The sequence below is a fragment of the Amphiplicatus metriothermophilus genome (assembly GCF_900199215.1).
In the GTDB taxonomy this organism is placed as follows: Bacteria; Pseudomonadota; Alphaproteobacteria; order Caulobacterales; family Parvularculaceae; genus Amphiplicatus; species Amphiplicatus metriothermophilus.
This window is the reverse complement of record NZ_FZQA01000001.1, coordinates 217265-236891: the sequence shown is the minus strand read 5'-3', so window position 1 is coordinate 236891 and position 19627 is coordinate 217265. Positions and strand designations below refer to the sequence as shown.

Here is a 19627-nt window from a genome sequence, read left to right as displayed (position 1 = left end):
GGCGATATTCGGGTTCGATGGCGTCGATCGGCAATCTCAGCGTCTGGCGGGACATCATCGCCGATGCGGTCCGCGAGGACGGGCCGGACCTGTCCATGCGCCAATGGGCGATTCTGCTGACGGTCTATCTCAATCCCGGCCCGCATACCGTGCGCGCGCTCGCCCGCGACCTCAACGTGCCGAAGCCGGCGATCTCGCGCGCGCTCGACGCGCTGTCGATCCTCGGATTCGTCCGCCGGGTCCGGGACGAAACGGACAGGCGGATCGTTCTCGTGCAGAAGACGCCGGAAGGGGCCCTGTTTCTCGATCGCTTCTCGCAAATCGTGGAGCAGCGGATGGAGACGCCTGGGCTGGGCGCGCTTTACGGCTGAGGCGGCGAGACTTCCCGACGGTCACTCTATCCGAGGCAGATCGGCGAACTTGACGCCGGCGATATAGGCCGCCCCGTCGCGCAACTCCGCGGAACCTGCGATCTTGCCGCCGCCGCCGAGCGCGGCGAGCGTGAGCGCGGCCGCGGCCTGCTCGCTTTCGGCCGGCGTCAGCGCGCCGAGCTTGGCGAGGGCGCGCGCAAGGCCGGCTGGATTGATGATCTCCGCCTGCAGAACGCCGGCAGGATAGCCGCCGCGGTCGAGAACGAGCGCGCCCGAAAAGCTCGCGCGCGCGCCTTCGGTCTCGAAAGACAAGCCCTTGATGCGGATCTCAGGGCCGGCTTCGCCGGCGTCGGCGATTTCGAGGAAGGCTTCGATCCGCGCCGCCTCGAAGCGCTTGCCGTCGATCTCGCCGGCGAGGCCGCCTACGATAAGGCTCGTCTCGAGCGCGCCGTCAGCGTCGAGACTTGGCGCGACGCGCATGAGCGCGGCCTCGAGCCGGAAGCGGCCCGGGCCGTCGGCGCGCGCAAGCGCGGCCGGACCGGTCTGCGCATTAACGATCCAGCCGCGAGTTTCGTCTTCTCCAATGCTCGCGCGCGCGTCCTGCGCTTCCAATGTCCAAACGCCGCTGCGGCCGAGATCGAGCATTTGCGGATTGCTCGCCGAAAAGACGAGCCGGTCAAGCGCGAAAGGAAGCGCGTCGATATAGAGCGCGTCGGCGCGCCAGCGCGCGCCCGTCGCCGGGTCCGCGATCGCAGGCGCGGCGACCGCGCCGCGCAGATAGAAGGGAAAGCCGCGCGCGCGCACGTTTTCATAAGAGACTTCAAGGCCTGCCGCGCGCTGATCTTCCGCCCACGCCTCGACCGACCGGCGCATCGCCTGCGCTCCCTGCAGCCAGAGAGCGAAATAGCTCAGAAGCAAAATTCCAGCGGCGATCAGCGGGCCGTAGAGCAGCCAGCGATTGGCCTTTCGGGGCGCGTGGGTCATGCGGCGGCGTGTCCTTTCGCGTCGATGGCGCCCGGGTCCGGCTCGGCGGCGTCCGCGAGGCTCGCCAGGCCTTCGTCGAAGCGGGACTCGAGGGCGCGGATGAAAGCCTTGCGGTCAAGGCCGGGTTCGATCGGCGGCAGGAAGCGCACAGTGACGACGCCCGGAAACTTCACCCAGCCTGGATGCCGCCAGTACTTTCCCGAGTCATGAACCACGGGGACGCAAGGCGCGTTCGCGGCGAGATAAACGCCGGCGATGCCGGGCTGCAAGGGTCCGCGCGCACCCACCGGCCGGCGCGTGCCTTCCGGGAAGACGATCAGCTGCGCGCCTTCGGCGATCTTCGCGGCGGCCGCGCGGGTCATCGCGCGCATCGTTTTGGCGCCGCCCTTGCGATCGACGGCGATCGATCCGGCGCGCAGGCCCCACCAGCCATATATCGGTATGCGGAGCAGCTCCTTTTTGAAGATGGCCGCAGGCGTCGGCAGCAACGCGAACAGCGCCAGCGTCTCCCACATGGACTGATGGTTGCTCGCCACGATCGCGCCGCCGCCTGGAACGTGCTCGCGGCCTTCCACGCGCCAGCCGATCCCGCAGATGAGCCTCAACCCGCCCAGCATCAGACGCGCCCAAGCCCGCACCGCCTCGCGCGCGGCCTTTTCGCCGAACAAAAGCGCCGGCGCGGCGACGACGGCCGTAACGAGGGTGCCGGCCACGAGATAAACAAGAAAAACCGCGCTGCGCAGTCGAGCCATCGGATCTCCGCCGTCAAACGACGACGAGCGTCTTTACACGCGCGGCGAGGAATTTCGAATACTCGACGGCAAGGCGTCGCCACGCCTCGGTCGAAGCCGGCCTGCCCCGCGCGTCGAGATAGCCGGAGGCGACCGGATGCGGCGCGATCTCGGCGCTCTTCATGCGCGCATGGGTTTCGAGAAGCGCGCGCGGCATGTGATATTCCGAGGTGACCAGAATGAGCGAGCGGAAGCCGTGCGCCGCCGCCCACTCGCTCACCTCCTGGGCGTTGCCTTCGGTCGAGCGCGCCGCCGCGCCGAGATCGACGCAGCAGTCGAAGGTTTCCGCCGCGCCGGGCCACATCTTGGCGATTTCGTCGCGCGAGATGTCGGGATTGACGCCGGAGATGAGCAGCCGCCTGCCGGCGCCGCGCTGCATGAGCGACATGCCCGCCGCGATGCGCGCGCCGCCGCCGGTATAGACGACGACGCCGTCCGCTGTCGCGCCGTCTTCGCCCGCCGGCGCCGGCAGTCCGGCGATGAAAGCGACGAGGCCAGCCGTCCAGGCCAGTCCGATCGCGAGCAGGATAAAAATGACGCGCCGCACCCACGACTCCTGCGCTGTCGCGCCGATGGCGCGCTTTCCCCAAAACGATAACCGAATTTCTCAAATTCGGTCCAGCGGCGCGCCGAAACGCATGCGGCGCAGGGGCGAAAGAGGACGCCCCGTTTCCGCAACCCTTTGATAGGCCGCCGGGGCTGTCTCGCTTGATTGCCTCCTACAGCTCCTTGACGAGGGCGCGCAGCACCGTCGCGCGCGCCGTAGCGGCCGTCACCGCGCACAGGACCAGCGGCACGGCGACAAGCGGGAGAATGAGGCCAGGGCCGAGAGCGACGCCCGGCAGAAAATCGCCGGCCGCGCCGGTCGCCCGCAGCGCCAGCGCGGCGAGGCCCAGCGCCAGCACCGCGCCGAACAGGCCCGCTGTCGCGCCGCGCACGCCGAGCGTGAGAAAGCGCCGCTGCACCTGGCCGGCGATGAAGGAATCGGTCGCGCCGACGAGATGCAGGAGCGAGACGATCTCCCTGTTGGCGGCGAGACCGGCGCGCGCCGCGAAGGCGGCGATGGCGCAGGCCGCGCCCATGACCAGCGCGAAGACGGCGAAGGCGAGCGCAAGGCCTGAGCGCGCCGCCGCGGACAGCCGGCCGTGCCAGCCGCCGTGATCGTCGAGAACGGCGTTCGGCGCGGCCGCGGCGAGGCGGTTGCGCAAAAGGGAAAGGTCGGCGCGCAGGTTCTCGTCGACGCGGACCTCGATAATGGCCGGAATGTTAAGATATTCCCCGATGTTTCCCTTGCCGAGCCACGGCTCGAGCAGCTTCGCCGATTCGGCGGGGTCCAGCGCGCGCGCCTCGACGACGCCCTCGGTCGATTCGAGCACGCGCAGGGCGGCGGCCGTCTCTTCGGCGATCGCGCCGGCGTCCTGACCTTTGATCTGCACCGTGACGGCGCTTTTGAGCTCGCTCGTCCACGCCCCGGCTGCGGCGGCGATGGCGATGAAAGCGGCGAGCGCGAGGCAGGCGAGAAACGACATCACGGCGATGACCGCGGTGAGCGGCGCGCCGCCAGCGCCCGCGTCGGGCAGGATCGGCTCGGAACGGAAGCGGCTCAGGAGGCCGCGTTTTTCTTCCGTAGGCTGACGACTATCAGGGTCGGCCGCGAACCGCTCGGCGATGGGGCGCGCTTCGGTCATCGTCGCGCTCCTGCGACCGCTGGCGCGGTCTCTTCGATGAGCCGGCCGTTTTCAAGAGCGATCGTCGGTTTGCCGAGGGCGGAGATGAGCTGCAGGTCATGGGTCGCTACGATCACCGCCGCGCCGAGCTTGTTGAGCTCGATGAAGAGCCGCATGATCTTTTCGCCCATGACGGGGTCGACATTGCCGGTGGGTTCGTCCGCAAGAATGAGATCGGGCTTCGTGACCAGCGCGCGCGCGAGCGCGACGCGCTGTTTCTCGCCGCCCGACAGGGTCGGCGGACGGGCGTGCATGCGGTCGCCGAGACCGACCCAGTTTAAGAGTTCCCTTACGTCTTCCCGATATTGGTTTTGGTTAACGCCGGCTACTTTCATGGGCAGGGCGACGTTTTCAAAGGCGGTCAGGTGGTCGAGCAGGCGGAACTCCTGGAATACGACGCCGATTCTGCGGCGCAGCGCCGGCAGCGCCTCGCGCTCGGCGGCCGTGGCGTCTTGCCCGAACAGGATCACTCGCCCGCGCGTCGGTCTGTGCGCCAGATAGACGAGCTTCAAAAGAGAGGTCTTGCCCGCTCCGGAGGGGCCGGTCAGAAAGCGGAATTCGCCTTCGCCCAGCGAAAAGTTGAGATCGCGCAGGATCTCCGTCTCGCCGTCATAGGAAAGACCGACATTCTCGAAGCCGACGATCAAAAGCGGCGCTCCGTTCCTTGCTTTGTCGCTTTCAGGCCGGCGCGGCGCCGTCGGAAAGCTGATTCTCTGCAGTCATGATAATCGCCTGTCCCGAATGCGCCACGCGTTATGATGTCGAGGACGGGCGGTTCCTTCCTCATGGCCGATCTGTCCGTTGCGCCGCCTGCGGCGAAAGCTGGTTCGTGCCGCCGCCTGAGCCCGTCGAGGAGCTGTTGACCGCCAGGCGCGCGATCAGGCGCGAAGCAGAGGCGGAGGCGGCGCCAAGCGCCCGGGCCCGCCGCGATCCGCCGGAGACCGTCAAGGCCGCGCCCGTCGAAGAGGACGCACGCGATCCTGAAATCGCAACGCTTGCGCGCGGCCAGGTCGACGATCTGGAGACCGGTTCGGAAGACGACGACCGACTGTTCTTCGACCTCGATGAGCCCGAGTCGGCGCCTGATGTCGAGTCGTCGCGCGCACAGGCGCGCAAGCCTTCCCCGACGCAAGCTTCCCGCGCGCCGTCGCAAGATCGCCGCGGCGACGGGCGGGGCGCCGCCCGGTTCGGAGGCCATGATCGCCCGGGCGAGGAAGAGATGCGCTCGTCCGCGTCTTCCGCCGATGGGCATGACGATGAAGTTCGCGCAGACAGCCGCGACTGGCGTCCGTGGCGCGCCGCGCGCGCGCCCAAGGAACCCGATCATAAGCGCGCGCCGGCGCTCGACGCCTATTTCGAAGATGTCGGGGGGGAGGAATCGCCGGGAGGTTTCGGCCGCCGCTCCGACAGGCGCGGAACGGCGCTCGCGCGCATCGAAGACCTCGAGCCCATCGCCGAACGGGTCTTCAATGAAGAGTTTTTCGCGGCGCTGCGCGTGCAGCCGCGCGCGCTTGAGCGGGCGATCCGGAAAGCCCGCCGCCGCGCCGAGGCGCGGGCGAAGAATCGCCTGACGCCGATGCGCGCGCTCGGCTGGGCGGCCTGGCTCGGCGCCGTCGGGGCGACGGCGTTCGTCGTCTACAGCTATCGCGACGCCATCGTCGCGCGCTGGCCCGAGGCCGCGGGCGCCTATGCGGTGATCGGCGTCGAAGCCAATCCTTACGGGCTCGCCATCGAAGGGGTGGCCCATCGCCTCGCCATGTCGACGGGCGGGCCGACGATCGAGATCACGGGGCGGCTGCGGAACGATACGGACGCGCCGGTGACGGCGCCGCTGATGCAGGCCGAAGCGCTCGGCCCGCGCGGCGAGCTGCTGGCGCGCTGGACCTTCGCGGTGGAGCGCGAAGTCGTGCCCGCCGGCGAGCGCGCCGCGTTCATGACGCGCGCGCCTGCGCCGGACGGCGTCGCCGAGGTCGCGCTCACCTTCGCGCCTGCGTCGCGCGCACCGCGGGCGGCGGCCGAGGACGGCGAGGCGCGAGGCGACCCGCCTGCCCAGGAGTCAGAAGAAGACGGCGCAGCCCGGCGAATTCCCTTCTGAAGCGGTCGCCTCTATAGGGTCTGGCGCCGCCAGGATTTTGCGGCGCACGGGCGCGAAGGAAGGGTCGGATCATGCGTATCTTGTTCAGCGAGGCGGCGGTGAAAGCGCGCATCGAGGCGCTCGCCGACGCGATCGCGCGCGATCTGCCGAAGGATTTTCTGCTCGCGCCGGTGCTCACGGGCGCTTTCATTTTCGCGGCCGATCTGTTGCGCGCGCTCCATGCGCGCGGGCTCGATCCGGGGGTCGATTTCGTCCAGCTTTCGAGCTATGGCGGCGCGCGCGCTTCGAGCGGAGTGGTCGCTCTCATCAAGGACTTCACCGTCGATCTTGAAGGCCGTTCGGTGCTGATCGTGGACGACGTGCTCGATTCCGGCCGCAGTCTGCATTTCGCGCGGCGCATGACGCTAGATCGCGGCGCAGCCGAAGCGCGCCTGTGCGTGCTGGTGCGCAAGGCCACGGGGCGCAGCGCCGACATCGAGGCGGATTACGTGGGCTTCGAGGCGGGCGCGGACGATTTCCTTGTCGGTTACGGCATGGATGACGGCGGCCGCAGTCGCGGGCTGCCGTTTATCGGCGCGATGTAGCGCGTCGCGCATCGTCGATTCGCCGAGCGGCGAACTATGCGCTATGCGCCGCGCGCGCTGCGCCGGCGAAACGCTCCGCGATGTCTTTAATCCTTCGGGCCGCGGCGTCGATATCTTCCGCATCGAGACGGTCGAGGCGGATCTCGGCGAGCGGCTTATCCTCGCGGCGCTTGCGCGCGCGCTCATAGAGCGGATCGTAATGATCGCGCATCAGCTCGGCGGCGAGCGCGGCGTAATCTTCCGCCTGCGCCATGGTCCGCCAGCGTTCGATGCGCGCCTTGTCATGGAACGGCGCAAGCCGCGCGAGCGCGGCGAGCACGGCCTCCCTGTCGCGGATGAGATCGTCGTAAGCGGCCGCGATATGGCGCGCGCGCAGCGCCGCATCCGCCTTGACCTCGATGCGCGGGGCCGCGCGCATCGCCCGCCACAGGCGGCGCGGAATGACGCAGCGTCCGATATGATTCGATTCAGCTTCGACGACGATCGGCCGCGCGGGATCGAGCCGTCTTATGTTCTGGAAGAGAAGCGACTCGAACATTTTCTGTCCCGGCTGCGGACGATCTGCCCACCCGCCGAAAACCGAGCCGCGATGGGCTGCGAGGGCTTCGAGATCGAGCGTCTGGACGTCGAGCGCGGCGAGGCGTTCGAGAATGCGCGACTTCGCGGCGCCCGTCTGGCCGTCAAGGAGGAGAACGCCGATCGGCGCCTCCGACAGGCGCAATGTCTCCACGACTGCGCGGCGCCAGGTCTTGTAGCCGCCCTGCAAGACGCCGACGCGCCAGCCGACCTGCGCGAGCACCGTCGCCATCGCGGCCGAACGCTGGCCGCCGCGCCAGCAATAGATGAGCGGGCGCCACTGGCGCGGCTTGTCGGCGAGGGCGGTCTCGATATGGCGCGCGATGTTGCGCGCAACCAGCGCGGCGCCGCGCCGGCGCGCCTCGAATTTCGAGCGGCGGACGTAGATCGTCCCGATCGCGGCGCGCTCGGCGTCGTCGAGCGCCGGGAGGTTGATCGCGCCGGGAATATGGTCCTCGGCGTATTCGCCGGGCGAGCGCGCGTCGATGATCGCGTCGAACCGCGCGAGGCGCGCCGGCTCGACGTCGGGGACGGTTTCGATCATGGCGCCGATGTAGCGCGGAATTCCCATACTGTCATGAACGCCCCGAATGCGGCGGAATCACTCGGCGGGGTCGGACAGCGCGAAAAGATAAAGCGTGCGCCGCCGGCCGGGAGACAAATCCGCCGTGATTTCGCCCGCCGGCGCGATTCCGCCGAACCGTCCTTGCACGGGCGTGAGATCGTTGCGCTCCGATACGAAGAGCACGCGCTTCTGCCGCTCGGGATCGAAGGCCATGAAGGCTTCGTAGTGATGATCGACCCGCCTGTTCGAATCGAGGGCGACGACGGGCGGACCGCCGCGCGCGTAATAGAGCAGCGCGCCCATAAGCTCGCGGTCGTCGACCAGAACGGCGTCGAAGCCTTCGGCCGCCGCCGCGACAGCCGCGCCCTGCGGCGCCCAGCCGCGCACGGGCTTTACGGCGCCGGACAGACCCAGCGCGTCGACGAGCGCGAAATTGGCGAGGCCGGCGAGAAAGACGAGGCAGGCGACGAGATTAAGGCCGACGCTTGCGCGAATCGCCGCGCCGATTCGCGCCCGGAACGCCCAGGCCGTGACCAATACGAGCGCGGCCGGATAGGCCGCCGCCGCCCAGTTCGCGTGCGCGCGAGAGACGAAAGCCTGCATGCTGACGATCGCGAGCGGCGGCGCGGCGAGCGCGAGAAGCGCAAGGTCTCGGCCGCGGGCCTCGCCCGCCGCGGCCAGCCGGCGCGGCAGGCGCGCCAGCCCCCATATGAGCAGCAGGATCGGGATCGGCCCGAACACGCCCGCCTGCGCGCCGAGAAATTCGAACAGTTTGGCAGGGTGGAACATCGACCCGCCCCAATTCGCGTTGGCGGCGGTATGCGAGAGGGTGTGGAACTCATGCGCGGCGTTCCACGCCAGATTGGGCGCGACGATCGCGCCTGCGACGAGCGCCGCAATCGCCGCGTCGCGCATGGCGAGGCCCTTGCGCGCCTGCGTCGAGACGAGAACGGCGAGCGCCGCGCCCAGCGGGAAATAGATCATGGCGTATTTGGAAAGCAGGCCGAAGCCGACGCTCGCGCCGAGCGCGACGGCCCAGAAAAGAGCGCTTGGGGAACGGGCGCCGCCGTTTGCGCGCTCGATCAGCCTGAAAAAGCAGTAAAGCGCCGCCGCCCAGAAGAACAGAAGGGGGGCGTCGGTGGTGATGAGCATCGAAGACAGCGATACGCCCGGCAGCGTGAGCCAGCCGACGCCTGTCCAGAATCCGACGGCGTCGTCATAGAGCCGGCGCGCGAGCGCGAAGAGAAAATACGCCGCGCCCAGATGAAAGAACGGCGCGGCGAGCCGCACGGCCCATTCTGCGTTTCCGAAAAGCGCCGTGGAGGCGGCGATCGTCCAGGCGATGAAGGGCGGCTTCGAGTAGTAGCCCAGGGCGGGTTCGCCGCTCCATACCCAGTATTGCGCCTCGTCGGGACCGAGATTCGCTTCGGATACGAACAGAGCGGCGAGACGCGCGGCCGTGAGCGCGAGGGCGAAGATGGAGAAGCTCAGCACGGGACGCGCGCGCCAGCTGCTCAACGATGTCGACATGCGCGCGCCTCGATCCTGGAAGATTCGCTACGACTCGATAACGTAGATCGTCAGCCGGACGGTTCGCCCGTTTGAGTAATTGAGCCCCTCGACGACCGCAAGGGCGCGCGCATTAACGCCGGCCTTTTTGACCGTTTCATGAAATTCGTCCGCCTGCGCGTCTTCGACGACGGCCGCCGCGCCGGGCGTTTCGAACAGATGACCCGCCGCGCCGGCGCCGTCCGTCAGGCGCGTGCGCGTGCCGAGCAGGAACACCGCCGAGGGCTCGTAATAGCCGGCAAGCGCGACGGGCGGCGCGCCGTCGCGCAAGGGATGGCGATCCGCTTCGTCGAGGGCTGCGGAAATGTTCGGGGAGACCTTCAGCCGGTCGAGCTGGGGCAGCGCGCCGTCCAGCACGGTCCAGGCGAGAAAAACGCCGAGAAGGCACGCCGCATAGGCGCCCGCCAGGCAGCGCCCGCGCCAGAACAGCGATGCGGCGTAAAGGCTTGCGAGCGCGATGGCGGCGGCCGAAAAGAGCACGAAAGGGTTCGGCCCAGTCGCGCCGAAAAGGAAAGGCAAGACGGCGACGCAGGCGGCGAAGGCGAGCCCGACCGCGCCGTAGACGATCGCGCCTGCGCGCCGCGCGATCGGCCGGCGCCGGCCCGCGCCGAGGCTCGCCGCCCGCGCGGCGAGGATCGCAAGCGCCGGGTAAAGCGGCAGCGCGTAATGGGGCAGCTTCGTCGCGGCGAGCTCGAAAACGAGCCAGGCCGGCGCGATCCAGCCGATCAGCAGCCAGGCCGGCCAGGCCCTGCGCGTCGCGACCGCGAGAAGCGTCGCCGGGATCAGCAGGGCCGCGCCAGGCCAGAACAGCAACCAGACGAGCGCGAGGTGATAGCCGGGCGGGCCGCCGTGGCTTTCCTGCGCGGTCCCGACCTTGCCCAGCATGTCTCCGCCCATCGCTTCGGCGTAGAAGCGGCCCTCGGTCGCATGGCCGATAGCGACGGCCCACGGCCCGATCATCAGCGCAAGGATCGCAAGTCCGACGCCGGGGCGCAGCGCGCGGATCCACTCAAGTCGCGGCCAGCGGGCGAACAGCGCCGCGCCGGTGAAGCCGACGATCATCGGCCCGATCGGTCCTTTCAATAGCGCGCTCGCGCCGAGGGCGATCCAGAAGACGAGCGGCCAGACCCGCCGCGCCGCGCCGTCCGCAAGCTGACGGTCCTTCCAGGCGCCGAAGACATGAACGAGCGCGCACTGCGCGGCGACGATCGCGGCGAGCAGGGCCGCGTCGGTCTTGGCGATGGTCGCCTCTCCGGCGGACAGCGGGGCGGCGGCGAGGAGGAGCGCGCCGAGAAAGCCGGTCGCGGGCCCGTAAAGCCGCGCGCCGGCGAGATAGGTGAAGACGGCCGCGAGAACGGCGCCGAGCATGGAAGGCAGGCGATACGCCCAAATCTCCCGCGCCTCGGGCGTCGAGAAGACGCTTACCGAGGCGGCCTGCAGCCAGTGAATTCCGGCCGGCTTCTTGTTGCGCTCGTCGTCCTGAAAGCGGATCGTGACGAAGTCGCCGGTCTCGAGCATCTGCGCCGTGGCCTGCGCGAAGCGCGCCTCGTCGCGGTCTAGCGGCGGCAGCGTGCGCAGGCCGGCGAAGGCGACGACCGCGGCGAAGAAGGCGACGACGCAAAGGCGAAACGCGTCCCCCGTCAGCGTTTGAGCGGTCCTCGTCGGCATCGATTCCCTCGACGGCGGTCGTCCTTCCCAGCCCCAATGAGTAGCCGCGCGCGCGCGCCCGGCAAAGCGGACCGCCGGTTGTATTCGCCGCAAATTCTGCGAATTAGTCCAGACGATGAGCGAACGTCCGCCCAGCGCGGCTTCCGCCGCCTTTTTCGCCTGGCCGCCGTCCGAGGGGGAAAGCGCCCCGGCGTTGAGCGTGGTCGCGCCGATGTTCGACGAGGAAGGCGTCGCGGCCGCGCTTGTCGCGGAGATCGCCGCGGCGCTCGCCGGCGTTTCGCATGAGATCGTGGCGGTCGACGACTGCTCGCGCGACGGCACGCGGGCGGCGCTTCTCGCCGCCAGGGCGCGCGTGCCGCAGCTTCGCGTCATCGCGCACGCGGCCAACGCCGGGCAGAGCCGGGCGATCCGCACCGGCGTTCTCGCCGCCCGCGCGCCAGCGATCGCCACTCTCGACGGGGACGGCCAGAACGATCCGGCCGATATTCCAGGGCTTTACGCGCAGCTTGTTCGGCCCGACGCGCCTCCGGAGCTGGCCATGGTCGCGGGCGAGCGCCGCCGCCGTCAGGACACGGCGGCCAAACGCATCGCTTCCCGGCTCGCCAACGCCGTGCGCGTCCGTCTTTTGAAGGACGGAGCGGCCGATACGGGCTGCGGGCTCAAGGTCTTCTGGCGCGAGGCGTTTTTGCGCCTGCCGGCTTTCGACCACATGCACCGCTACCTGCCGGCGCTGATGCGGCGCGAGGGCTTCGGGGTCGAGTTCGCCGCAGTGAGCCACCGCCCGCGCGTCCACGGCAGATCGAAATACACCAATCTGGGGAGGCTCGCCGTGGCGATTCGCGATCTGACGGGCGTGATGTGGCTTAATGACCGCGCCCGCGATCCGAGGGAGATTTCCGAGCTTTAGACCGTCGGCGGCTGTGTTATGGTGAACGCCGAGCAAGAGGGACGGCAGGGGAGAGGAGCCTTGAGCATGAAGCTCGAAATGTTTCCGCTATTGACGATCAGCTTCGTGGTTTACGCGGGGCTCACGCTCGCCGGCGTCACGGCGTCGGGCGCGGGCGGGCAGGAGGTCGCCTGGTACGACGCGCTGGTGGCGGCGTTGCCGCTGGTCTCCGGCGACAGATGGGAGATTCGCGGGGGCGACATTTTCCTTCTCGTGAGCGTCGGGTTTCTGTTCGTGGAGCTGGTGCGATCGACGAAGACGGGAGCGGCCTCGATCGCCAACCACCTCCTGTCCTTCCTGTTGTTCGTGATCGTGCTGCTGTGCTTCATCCTGGTGAAGGGGTTCGGCAATTCGACCTTCTTCATCTTCATGATGATGACCTTCCTTGATCCGATGGCGGGCCTGGTGGTCACGACCGTGACCGCGCGGCGCGATCTTGCGGTGGCCGACAAGTCGGGACTGCTCAATTGACCGGGCCGGCGGCCGAGCGCCGGCTTCAGCGCAGGACGTCGAGACGGCGCGGCGCAGGGCGCGCGCGCGCGAGCTCCGCCGAGGCGCGGTAGGCCTGCGCGGCGAGCCGCGTCAGCGGCGACGTGTTATCCGGATGACAGGGAATCTCCTGCGCGTGAAGCGTAACGGCTTCCCGCATTTGCCGAACGCGCGCGGCAAATGCGGGAAACGGCTTTTCGAAACTAGGGACGACGGATCGCGGCGCGCACGCCGGCGCGGCCGACGACGGCGGCGAGGGGCGCGGCGCGGGAAGGTTAACAAATCCTTTCATCGCTCCTGACCGGGAGCAAAATGCTTGCCGCGTCAGACGCCGGCCCGGCAGACAGCGCCAGCGGGTTATTTTCATTTCAGTTTTTTTTACGGCTGGCGGCTACGGTGTCGCCGTAAGCACGCGAGTAAGCTCCATGCCGTTCAGCGTTAACGCGCGCCTTAAGGCCGCCGGCGAAAATGTCGAAGCCGACGCCGCCCGTCGCGATCGCGCCGGCGGCGGCGATATGGACGACGGCGCGGGCGACGCGACGCTGCAGGCGCTGTTCGAATTCGACCCTGTCGCGGACAGGCTGCGCTGGGCGGACCCGGGCGCTGCAGCGCGGCTTCTGGGCCGCGCCGCGGCGCCGCCGGCTTCCGCGCGCGAGGAATATGAAGCGCTGATCCTCTCCGGCGACGTCGCCGAACGCGCCGCCGCTTTCGCCGGCGATGCGGCGAGCTACGTCTGCCAGATCCAGTTGCGGCGCGAGGACGGCGAACGCCATTGGGTCGAGGAGCGGGGCGGCTGGATCGGCGCGGGCGAGAATCGCCGGCTGATCGGCGTGGTGCGCTCCATCGAGGCGCAGAAGCGCCGGGAGGAGCGGCTCGCCTGGCTCGCCCATAACGACGAACTCACCGGCCTGCTCAACCGCCCCCATCTGCGCCGGCGCATCGACGCCTGGCTCGCGGCGGCCAAGGCCTCCGGCCGCAAGGGAGCATACCTGCTTGCGGGGATCGACGATCTGGGCGCGGTCAACGCCGATTTCGGCTTCGAGGCGGCCGACGAGGTGATCGTCGAGATCGCCGGACGACTGGCCAGCGTGCTCGGCCCGGACGATCAGATCGGACGGGTCGCAGGAACGAAATTCGGAATCCTCATCGTCGATGCGTGCGAAGAGGCGCTGCGCGAAACGTGCATCAAGCTGATGAACGTGGTCCGCGAAAGCGTCATCGACACGCGGCGCGGGGGCGTGGCCGCCTCGATCTGCATCGGCGCGGCGGCGCTGCCGGCGGACGCACAGGACAGCCAGACCGTCATGGCTTGGGCCGAGGCCGCCCTCGATCAGGCCAAGCGCCTTGGGCGTTCAAGCTGGAGCGCCTTCACCGAAAAGACGGACACGGTCAGCATGCGCCGGCGCAACACCCATATGTCGGACGTCATTCTGACCGCGCTCAACGAACGGCGCGTGCGCCTCGCCTTCCAGCCGATCGTATCCGATCTCGGCGAGGCGCCGGCGAAGTTCGAATGCCTTATCCGCATGCGCGGCGAGGACGGGCGCGAGATCGGCGCCCCGGATTTCATTCCGGCTGCGGAGCGACTCGGCCTCGTGCATCTTCTCGACCGTCGCGTTCTCGAACTCGCCACAAACACCCTCGCGGTGTGTCCGCACATTCAGCTCACCGTGAACGTCTCCATGGAGACGGTGAAGGATCCCGTCTGGGCGGAGGGCTATCTGGCGCATCTGCGCGCCAATCCCGCGCTCGCCAAACGCATCACGGTCGAGCTGACCGAGACCCAGGTGATCGACGCCATCGACGCCTCGATCGAATTCGTGAGCGAGGTCAAGAAGCTCGGCTCATCCTTCGCGATCGACGATTTCGGCGCCGGCTACACCTCGTTCCGCAATCTGAAGGCCCTCGACATCGACATCCTGAAGATCGACGGCTCGTTCGTTACGGGCGTCGCCTCATCGAGCGAAAACCAGCTCTTCGTGCGCACGCTGCTCGACCTCGCGCGCAATTTCGGCATGAAGACCGTGGCGGAATGGGTCGACAATGAAGCCGACGCGATGCTGCTCAAGGGGCTCGGCGTCGACTATCTGCAGGGTTTTCTCATCGGCAAGCCGGAGATCAACCCGAGCTGGCTGCCCTCTGGCGCGCCGAACGAGCCCCCCGCGCAGACGCAGAAGCTCGGCGCCGGCGGCTGGGCGCGCTGAGACGGCCGGCTGTTCGCGGACTCACCCCTTCTTTTCGAGCTTGTCGAGCTGGCGCTGGAGGGCGGCGAGCTGGCTCTTCAGCTCCCGGATTTCTTCCGACTCGGCCCCGCCGCCTGCGCCGCGGTTCATGGCCTGTTGATAGAGCCCGCTCATGGGCGAGAACATTTTCATCGCCTGCTCGAACATGGCCATGTTCTGGCGCGCTGTCTCCTCGAACATCTGATAGCCGGGCGCCGCGCCGAAGGTGTCGCGCATATGGGCGCGCAGCTTCTCCTGATTGCGGGCGAAGGCGTCCATGCTCATCTCGAGATAGGAGGGCAGGAAGGTCTGCAGACTGTCGCCGTAAAACTGGATGAGCTGGCGCAGAAACTGGATAGGCAGAAGATTGCGCCCCTTGCTTTCTTCCTCGACGATGATCTGGGTCAGCACCGAGCGCGTGATGTTCTCGCCCGTCTTGGCGTCATAGACGACGAATTCCTGGCCGTTCTTGACCATGTCGGCGAGATAATCGAGCGTGACGTAGGAGCTTGTGGCCGTGTTGTAGAGGCGCCGGTTGGCGTATTTCTTGACGACGATCGGCGCCTCGCCCTCTGCGCCTTTCGCGCCGGCCGAAGGGTCGGTCTGTTCGCGCTTGTTCTGCGGTTCGGACATGTCCGTCCTCCCTTTCGTCTGGTTGTCGTTCGCGCCCCGGCGGCCTGCGGCGGTTTTGCGGCGCCGTGATTTTGTGCGCTTGCTAATCTTGCTATAGCATGAATTGAGAGGAAGCCTACGCGCGGGCATGGCGGATTCGCCTGGACGGCGAAAAGCCGCTCCCGCGTCGCGGAAAACGCAACCCTTTCAAGGAGGAAGCATGAGCGGTGTAGTGATAGCGGCGGCCGCCCGCACCGGCGTCGGCGCGTTCGGGGGCGGCCTGGCGAGCCTGCCCGCCGCCAAGCTCGGCGAAACCGTCATCGCAGCCGCGATCGAGCGCGCCGGCGTGAAGGGCGAGGACGTCGACGAAGTCGTGATGGGCCATGTGCTGCAGGCGGCTCAGGGCCAGAACACCGCCCGGCAGGCGGCCATGGGCGCGGGCGTGCCCAAGGAGCGCCCGGCCATGACCATCAATCAGGTCTGCGGCTCGGGCCTGCGCGCGGTCGCTCTCGCGGCGCAGGCGATCCGGCTGGGCGATGCGGCGATCGTGGTCGCCGGCGGACATGAAAGCATGTCGCAGGCGCCGCATGCGGCGCATCTGCGCGACGGAACCAAGATGGGCGAGGTCAGGTTCGTCGACACCATGATCCGCGACGGCCTGTGGGACGTCTTCAACGACTATCACATGGGCCAGACGGCCGAGAATCTGGCGCGCAAATACCAGATCAGCCGGGAAGAGCAGGACCGCTTCGCCTTCGAAAGCCAGCAGAAGGCGGCCGCCGCGAAAAAAGCCGGGAAGTTCAGGGACGAAATCGTTCCCGTGACGATCAAGACCCGCAAAGGCGAGGTCGTTTTCGATCACGACGAGTATATTCGCGAGAACGCCTCGCTGGAGGCCATGGCGGGCCTGCGGCCGGCTTTCGTCAGGGAGGACGGCACGGTGACCGCGGCCAACGCCTCGGGCGTCAACGACGGCGCGGCGGCGCTGATCGTCATGTCGGAGAAGGAAGCCGACAGACGCGGAATCGAGCCGCTGGCGCGCGTCGTTTCGGCCGCCCATTGCGGTGTCGACCCTTCGATCATGGGCATCGGTCCGGCGCCGGCCTCGCGCCTGGCGCTTGAGAAGGCCGGCTGGAAGCTCGAAGACCTCGATCTCATCGAAGCGAACGAGGCTTTCGCCGCGCAGGCCCTCGCCGTGGGCAAGGAACTCGGCTGGGATCCGGCGAAAGTGAACGTCAATGGCGGCGCCATCGCGATCGGCCATCCCATCGGCGCCTCGGGCGCGCGGATTCTCACGACGCTGATCTATGAGATGAAGCGCTCGGGCGCGAACAAGGGTCTCGCCACCCTGTGCATCGGCGGCGGCATGGGGATCGCCATGTGCGTGGAGCGCGCGTAAGCCGCCGTTCGGGCGTCGGACGGCCGCGTTTGACGCCCATCATTGCGTCGGGCCGTCCAGTGATGCGAAGAAAGAACGGATAGACCGAGCGGCGCCTCCCGCGCGGGGGCGCCGCCGCATGCGGACTAGCTCATCGAGGGAGAGACGATCATGGCTGACAGAAGGGCGATCGTGACGGGCGGCACGCGCGGCATCGGCCGGGCGATTTCGACGGCGCTCAAGGAAGCCGGCTACGCGGTGGCGGCGACTTACGCCGGCAATGACGAGGCCGCGCATAAATTTCGCGAGGAGACGGGCGTCGCGGTCTACAAATGGGATGTCGGCGACTACGAGGCCTGCAAGGCGGGCGTCGCCGAGATCGAACAGGCGCAGGGGCCCACGGACGTGCTGGTCAACAACGCCGGCGTCACCCGCGACGCCATGTTCCACAAGATGACGCCGCAGCAGTGGCGGGAAGTCATCCGCGCCGATCTCAACAGCGTCTTCAACATGACCCATCAGGTCTTTCCGGGAATGCGCGAGCGCGGCTACGGGCGGATCGTCAACATCTCTTCGATCAACGGTCAAAAAGGCCAGATGGGCCAGACGAACTACTCCGCCGCGAAGGCCGGCATGCTCGGCTTCACCCGGGCGCTCGCCCAGGAAGGGGCTTTCAAGGGAGTGACGGTGAACGCCGTCGCGCCGGGCTACATCGCCACCGACATGGTCGCGGCGGTGCCGGAGGAGGCGCTGAAGAAGATCGTCGCCCAGATTCCCGTCGGCCGGCTTGGCGAAGCGGAGGAGATCGCCCGCTGCGTGCTTTTCCTCGCCAGCGAAGACGCGGGCTTCATTACCGGCTCGGTGCTGACCGTCAATGGCGGCCAATATTTCGCCGCCTGACGCGTCGATCGCGCTTGACGGCGCCGCGTTAACGCTTCTCAGCCAGTTTTTCGCCAAATTGGCGGGATAGTGGAAAGCGTCGCGCCCGCTCGGGGCGCGCGCAATTGCGAGGCGTTGTCAGATGAACATAGGCGCAGTCATGGCGGGCGCGCTGATGGCGGTTTCCCTCGCCGCCGGCGACGGGCCGTCGGCCGCGCCTTTCGCGCCGGGCCGCGCCGTCCAGATTCAGGTCGACGACAATCCTTTCTCGACTCTTGTCGGCAAGCGCCGCGAGCGGGCGCTGCGCGATGAAATCCCGACGGTGGAGCGCTTCATCACGGCCAGCGGCGAGCGCGCCTTCCTGCTCATGCGCGGGAATCGGGAGGCGCGCATCCAGTTTCTCTGCGCGCCGGGCGAGCGCCGGATCGACTGCCAGATCGACCCGGACGGCCGCGCGGAGGAAATTTACGCCCTCAGGATGATGCGCGGCCCGCGCGGCGACCTGCTGTTCAAGGACGCCGAGGGCGAGACCGTGCTGCGGATCACGGTCCATGGCGGAGCGAGCGTGCTGTGGCCCGGCGAGACCCAGCGCCGCGGCGCCTATCGCAGCGTAAACGGCGCGGGAGAGGCGCTCGAACTCGCCGCCGCCGACCGCGCCGCGGCCTTGCGTCGCGCCGAACGCGCCGGACGCTTGTTGAGCGAGCGGGTGAGGGCCGACATCCGCTTCGTGATTCCGGCGGCGGAAGAAGGCCGGCGCGCGGGCGATGCTCTCGCCCTGGCGCCGCAATCCTTTGCGGAGGAGGGGGCCGCCAGGGTCGCCGCGAACGAAGACGCCAGCGTGCTCGCCGATGCGATCGTCCGGGTCGCGGCCGGCATGAGCCGCGTGGCGGACGATCCGACGGGCGCGCGCGTTCTGGGCGCGCGCATCGCGACGGTGCGCTTTACGCCGGCGGGCGCGCCTTCGCTCGCCCTCGAAGGCGATGCGCTTGTCGTCGCCTATAACGCCGCGCAGGGAGCCGAAGGCCGTCCCTCTTCGGGCGCGGTGGCCCGATTCCTGGAAGAATCGCTTTAACATCCGCTTTCTGCGCCGGCCTCAAAAGGGCCGCAATGGTCGGGCAATTTACGCCTATGGCGCGAAAATCGGGCTTCGACGGCCGCCGCCTGGCGGCGTTCGGGACGCTGGCGGCCGCGCCGGCCGGCGCATTGCAATCCCTGAAATCCCTGCGCGCCCAGGAGGCGGAAGAGCGCGCGCTCGCCGCCGAGGTCGGTTATACGAATTCGGTCTGCGGCGCTTCGATCGAGGCGGTGATCGACTGGCGCTCCGCCGACGGATGGCCCGAGGATGAAAGTCTCGCCGACGCCTGCGACGGCGCGCTCGGCGCGCTCGAAGCGGTCTGCCGCGCCGGCGGCGATCGGGCGCGGTCGATCTCGACTTTCGTCTGCGCCGGCGACGGCGCGGGCCCCTCGCTCAGGGGAAGCGTGCTGCGCTACGGCGCGACGCCGGGCGGCGACGGCTTCGGCGAGACGCGCCGGTTTCTCGAATCGATCTGGTAGCGCCGCGCCGGCGGTCGCCTGGAAAGGTCAGCGCACGGACGACGGCGGCCTGTCAGAACACCCCCGGCAGGCTGAGCGTCTTGTCGTCCTTGCGGATGACGACCTCGCCCTGTTCGCCGACCACGGCCTCGATGGCGCGCTGGCGCGCGGCGAACCACGCTTCCGGGTCGTCGACGCGCAGCGGCGCGGCGGAGTCGTCGACCTGCCCGCCGATGAATTTCCAGAAGATGAGCTGGTTGGCGAGGCTGCGGTCTTTTTCCGCGCGCCCGCCGTTCTCCGCCGCGATGATGTTGCGGATATTGGGGTCGGCCGCGAGCGCGTTCGCCTTGCGCAGCAGATACTGCTCGCCGGGCGTCGGGGGCGCGGCCGACACGTCGCCGATCAGCACCTGCTGGGCGCGCTGGGAAGGCGACAGCTCCTGCGGGCGGGTCTCGCCGGGGCGCGGCGGGCGCAGGGCGTAGTCCGGCGGCACGACGAGCGGCGCCTTGGTGGCGATGGCGAACTCGTCGGGCGGATTCTTGCCGCCGCCGAGCGCCTTGCCGATGCCGGCGCACCCCCCCGTCGCCGTCGCGACGAAGGCGAGCGCAAGCCCTGCGCGGATAAGTCTGCTGTTCATG

21 protein-coding genes and 1 pseudogene are annotated in these 19627 nt (G+C 68.6%); 11 read left to right on the top strand and 11 right to left on the bottom strand.

Annotated elements, in window-relative coordinates; genetic code table 11:
• The first annotated feature begins 17 nt into the window (after positions 1-17).
• Positions 18-371: a MarR family transcriptional regulator gene (locus CHB64_RS01250; RefSeq protein WP_089410770.1), complete on the top strand. Its 354-nt coding sequence runs from the start codon at positions 18-20 to the stop codon at positions 369-371.
• Between the two features lie 21 nt (positions 372-392).
• On the opposite strand, the gene CHB64_RS01245 is transcribed toward CHB64_RS01250, so the two are convergent.
• The 5 genes from CHB64_RS01245 to ftsE form a co-directional block, all read right to left on the bottom strand.
• Entirely contained in the window at positions 393-1355 is a 963-nt protein-coding gene (locus tag CHB64_RS01245; RefSeq protein WP_089410769.1) for a DUF2125 domain-containing protein, read from the bottom strand.
• Positions 1352-2107: a lysophospholipid acyltransferase family protein gene (locus CHB64_RS01240; RefSeq protein ID WP_089410768.1), complete on the bottom strand. Its 756-nt coding sequence runs from the start codon at positions 2105-2107 to the stop codon at positions 1352-1354. The genes CHB64_RS01245 and CHB64_RS01240 overlap by 4 nt, the downstream gene beginning before the upstream one ends.
• A 13-nt stretch (positions 2108-2120) precedes the next feature.
• Positions 2121-2693, bottom strand: a complete 573-nt coding sequence (locus tag CHB64_RS01235) for a YdcF family protein (RefSeq protein WP_089410767.1) — start codon at positions 2691-2693, stop codon at positions 2121-2123.
• Between the two features lie 172 nt (positions 2694-2865).
• Positions 2866-3834 carry a cell division protein FtsX gene (locus CHB64_RS01230; RefSeq protein WP_089410766.1) on the bottom strand — a complete coding sequence of 323 codons (969 nt, stop codon included), beginning with the start codon at positions 3832-3834 and terminating at the stop codon, positions 2866-2868.
• Positions 3831-4517 carry a cell division ATP-binding protein FtsE gene (gene ftsE / locus CHB64_RS01225; protein ID WP_089411419.1) on the bottom strand — a complete coding sequence of 229 codons (687 nt, stop codon included), beginning with the start codon at positions 4515-4517 and terminating at the stop codon, positions 3831-3833. The genes CHB64_RS01230 and ftsE overlap by 4 nt, the downstream gene beginning before the upstream one ends.
• Positions 4518-4594: 77 nt before the next feature.
• Here ftsE and CHB64_RS15710 point away from each other — a divergent pair.
• The 3 genes and pseudogenes from CHB64_RS15710 to CHB64_RS01215 all read left to right on the top strand — a co-directional run.
• A pseudogene (locus CHB64_RS15710) lies at positions 4595-4690 on the top strand (zinc-ribbon domain-containing protein); the annotation flags it as partial.
• 12 nt (positions 4691-4702) lie between these two features.
• The gene (locus CHB64_RS15320) at positions 4703-5968 is read left to right on the top strand and encodes a hypothetical protein (RefSeq protein WP_183234009.1); all 1266 of its coding nucleotides are present in this window, start codon (positions 4703-4705) and stop codon (positions 5966-5968) included.
• A gap of 71 nt (positions 5969-6039) precedes the next feature.
• Positions 6040-6552 (top strand): phosphoribosyltransferase, encoded by a 513-nt coding sequence (locus CHB64_RS01215; protein WP_089410764.1) that lies wholly within the window; start codon positions 6040-6042, stop codon positions 6550-6552.
• Between the two features lie 34 nt (positions 6553-6586).
• Here CHB64_RS01215 and mnmH read toward each other — a convergent pair whose 3' ends face one another.
• From mnmH to CHB64_RS01200, 3 genes are read right to left on the bottom strand one after another with little or no spacing between them, the layout of a single operon-like run.
• The gene (gene mnmH / locus CHB64_RS01210) at positions 6587-7672 is read right to left on the bottom strand and encodes a tRNA 2-selenouridine(34) synthase MnmH (protein ID WP_089411418.1); all 1086 of its coding nucleotides are present in this window, start codon (positions 7670-7672) and stop codon (positions 6587-6589) included.
• A 57-nt stretch (positions 7673-7729) separates the two neighbouring features.
• Complete coding sequence (locus CHB64_RS01205) at positions 7730-9223, bottom strand: ArnT family glycosyltransferase (protein WP_089410763.1); 1494 nt, start codon at positions 9221-9223, stop codon at positions 7730-7732.
• A 27-nt stretch (positions 9224-9250) separates the two neighbouring features.
• Positions 9251-10930: an ArnT family glycosyltransferase gene (locus CHB64_RS01200; RefSeq protein WP_089410762.1), complete on the bottom strand. Its 1680-nt coding sequence runs from the start codon at positions 10928-10930 to the stop codon at positions 9251-9253.
• Between the two features lie 115 nt (positions 10931-11045).
• On the opposite strand from CHB64_RS01200, the gene CHB64_RS01195 reads away from it, so the two are divergent.
• Together CHB64_RS01195 and CHB64_RS01190 are read left to right on the top strand one after the other, a co-directional pair.
• The gene (locus CHB64_RS01195; RefSeq protein WP_089410761.1) at positions 11046-11837 is read left to right on the top strand and encodes a glycosyltransferase family 2 protein; all 792 of its coding nucleotides are present in this window, start codon (positions 11046-11048) and stop codon (positions 11835-11837) included.
• A gap of 66 nt (positions 11838-11903) precedes the next feature.
• Complete coding sequence (locus tag CHB64_RS01190) at positions 11904-12347, top strand: hypothetical protein (protein WP_089410760.1); 444 nt, start codon at positions 11904-11906, stop codon at positions 12345-12347.
• Positions 12348-12372: 25 nt separating this feature from the next.
• On the opposite strand, the gene CHB64_RS15180 is transcribed toward CHB64_RS01190, so the two are convergent.
• The gene (locus CHB64_RS15180; protein WP_159462362.1) at positions 12373-12525 is read right to left on the bottom strand and encodes a hypothetical protein; all 153 of its coding nucleotides are present in this window, start codon (positions 12523-12525) and stop codon (positions 12373-12375) included.
• A 265-nt stretch (positions 12526-12790) separates the two neighbouring features.
• On the opposite strand from CHB64_RS15180, the gene CHB64_RS01185 reads away from it, so the two are divergent.
• A complete protein-coding gene (locus CHB64_RS01185; RefSeq protein WP_089410759.1) occupies positions 12791-14569 on the top strand; it encodes a putative bifunctional diguanylate cyclase/phosphodiesterase in 1779 nt (592 codons plus the stop codon).
• A 21-nt stretch (positions 14570-14590) separates the two neighbouring features.
• Here CHB64_RS01185 and phaR read toward each other — a convergent pair whose 3' ends face one another.
• Positions 14591-15220 carry a polyhydroxyalkanoate synthesis repressor PhaR gene (gene phaR, locus CHB64_RS01180; RefSeq protein ID WP_089410758.1) on the bottom strand — a complete coding sequence of 210 codons (630 nt, stop codon included), beginning with the start codon at positions 15218-15220 and terminating at the stop codon, positions 14591-14593.
• Between the two features lie 199 nt (positions 15221-15419).
• Here phaR and CHB64_RS01175 point away from each other — a divergent pair, with 199 nt between their 5' ends.
• From CHB64_RS01175 to CHB64_RS01160, 4 genes are all read left to right on the top strand, one after another.
• Positions 15420-16598, top strand: a complete 1179-nt coding sequence (locus CHB64_RS01175) for an acetyl-CoA C-acetyltransferase (protein WP_089410757.1) — start codon at positions 15420-15422, stop codon at positions 16596-16598.
• A 150-nt stretch (positions 16599-16748) separates the two neighbouring features.
• Positions 16749-17477, top strand: a complete 729-nt coding sequence (gene phbB, locus CHB64_RS01170) for an acetoacetyl-CoA reductase (protein WP_089410756.1) — start codon at positions 16749-16751, stop codon at positions 17475-17477.
• Positions 17478-17598: 121 nt separating this feature from the next.
• Positions 17599-18528 carry a DUF4908 domain-containing protein gene (locus CHB64_RS01165; RefSeq protein ID WP_089410755.1) on the top strand — a complete coding sequence of 310 codons (930 nt, stop codon included), beginning with the start codon at positions 17599-17601 and terminating at the stop codon, positions 18526-18528.
• Positions 18529-18584: 56 nt separating this feature from the next.
• Complete coding sequence (locus tag CHB64_RS01160; protein WP_089410754.1) at positions 18585-19010, top strand: hypothetical protein; 426 nt, start codon at positions 18585-18587, stop codon at positions 19008-19010.
• A 52-nt stretch (positions 19011-19062) separates the two neighbouring features.
• On the opposite strand, the gene CHB64_RS01155 is transcribed toward CHB64_RS01160, so the two are convergent.
• Positions 19063-19626 (bottom strand): DUF3035 domain-containing protein, encoded by a 564-nt coding sequence (locus tag CHB64_RS01155; protein WP_159462361.1) that lies wholly within the window; start codon positions 19624-19626, stop codon positions 19063-19065.
• Position 19627: the final 1 nt, after the last annotated feature.

Bases quoted from the DNA above. Each gene is read 5' to 3' on its own strand.
- CHB64_RS01245 (WP_089410769.1), bottom strand. From the start codon at position 1,355: ATGACCCACGCGCCCCGAAAGGCCAATCGCTGGCTGCTCTACGGCCCG.
- CHB64_RS01155 (WP_159462361.1), bottom strand. From the start codon at position 19,626: ATGAACAGCAGACTTATCCGCGCAGGGCTTGCGCTCGCCTTCGTCGCG.
- CHB64_RS01175 (WP_089410757.1), top strand. From the start codon at position 15,420: ATGAGCGGTGTAGTGATAGCGGCGGCCGCCCGCACCGGCGTCGGCGCG.
- CHB64_RS01205 (WP_089410763.1), bottom strand. From the start codon at position 9,223: ATGTCGACATCGTTGAGCAGCTGGCGCGCGCGTCCCGTGCTGAGCTTC.
- CHB64_RS01165 (WP_089410755.1), top strand. From the start codon at position 17,599: ATGAACATAGGCGCAGTCATGGCGGGCGCGCTGATGGCGGTTTCCCTC.
- CHB64_RS01250 (WP_089410770.1), top strand. From the start codon at position 18: ATGGCGTCGATCGGCAATCTCAGCGTCTGGCGGGACATCATCGCCGAT.
- CHB64_RS01190 (WP_089410760.1), top strand. From the start codon at position 11,904: ATGAAGCTCGAAATGTTTCCGCTATTGACGATCAGCTTCGTGGTTTAC.
- CHB64_RS01230 (WP_089410766.1), bottom strand. From the start codon at position 3,834: ATGACCGAAGCGCGCCCCATCGCCGAGCGGTTCGCGGCCGACCCTGAT.
- phaR (WP_089410758.1), bottom strand. From the start codon at position 15,220: ATGTCCGAACCGCAGAACAAGCGCGAACAGACCGACCCTTCGGCCGGC.
- CHB64_RS15180 (WP_159462362.1), bottom strand. From the start codon at position 12,525: ATGCGGGAAGCCGTTACGCTTCACGCGCAGGAGATTCCCTGTCATCCG.
- CHB64_RS01200 (WP_089410762.1), bottom strand. From the start codon at position 10,930: ATGCCGACGAGGACCGCTCAAACGCTGACGGGGGACGCGTTTCGCCTT.
- CHB64_RS01195 (WP_089410761.1), top strand. From the start codon at position 11,046: ATGAGCGAACGTCCGCCCAGCGCGGCTTCCGCCGCCTTTTTCGCCTGG.
- CHB64_RS01215 (WP_089410764.1), top strand. From the start codon at position 6,040: ATGCGTATCTTGTTCAGCGAGGCGGCGGTGAAAGCGCGCATCGAGGCG.
- CHB64_RS01240 (WP_089410768.1), bottom strand. From the start codon at position 2,107: ATGGCTCGACTGCGCAGCGCGGTTTTTCTTGTTTATCTCGTGGCCGGC.
- phbB (WP_089410756.1), top strand. From the start codon at position 16,749: ATGGCTGACAGAAGGGCGATCGTGACGGGCGGCACGCGCGGCATCGGC.
- mnmH (WP_089411418.1), bottom strand. From the start codon at position 7,672: ATGATCGAAACCGTCCCCGACGTCGAGCCGGCGCGCCTCGCGCGGTTC.
- CHB64_RS01185 (WP_089410759.1), top strand. From the start codon at position 12,791: ATGCCGTTCAGCGTTAACGCGCGCCTTAAGGCCGCCGGCGAAAATGTC.
- CHB64_RS01160 (WP_089410754.1), top strand. From the start codon at position 18,585: ATGGCGCGAAAATCGGGCTTCGACGGCCGCCGCCTGGCGGCGTTCGGG.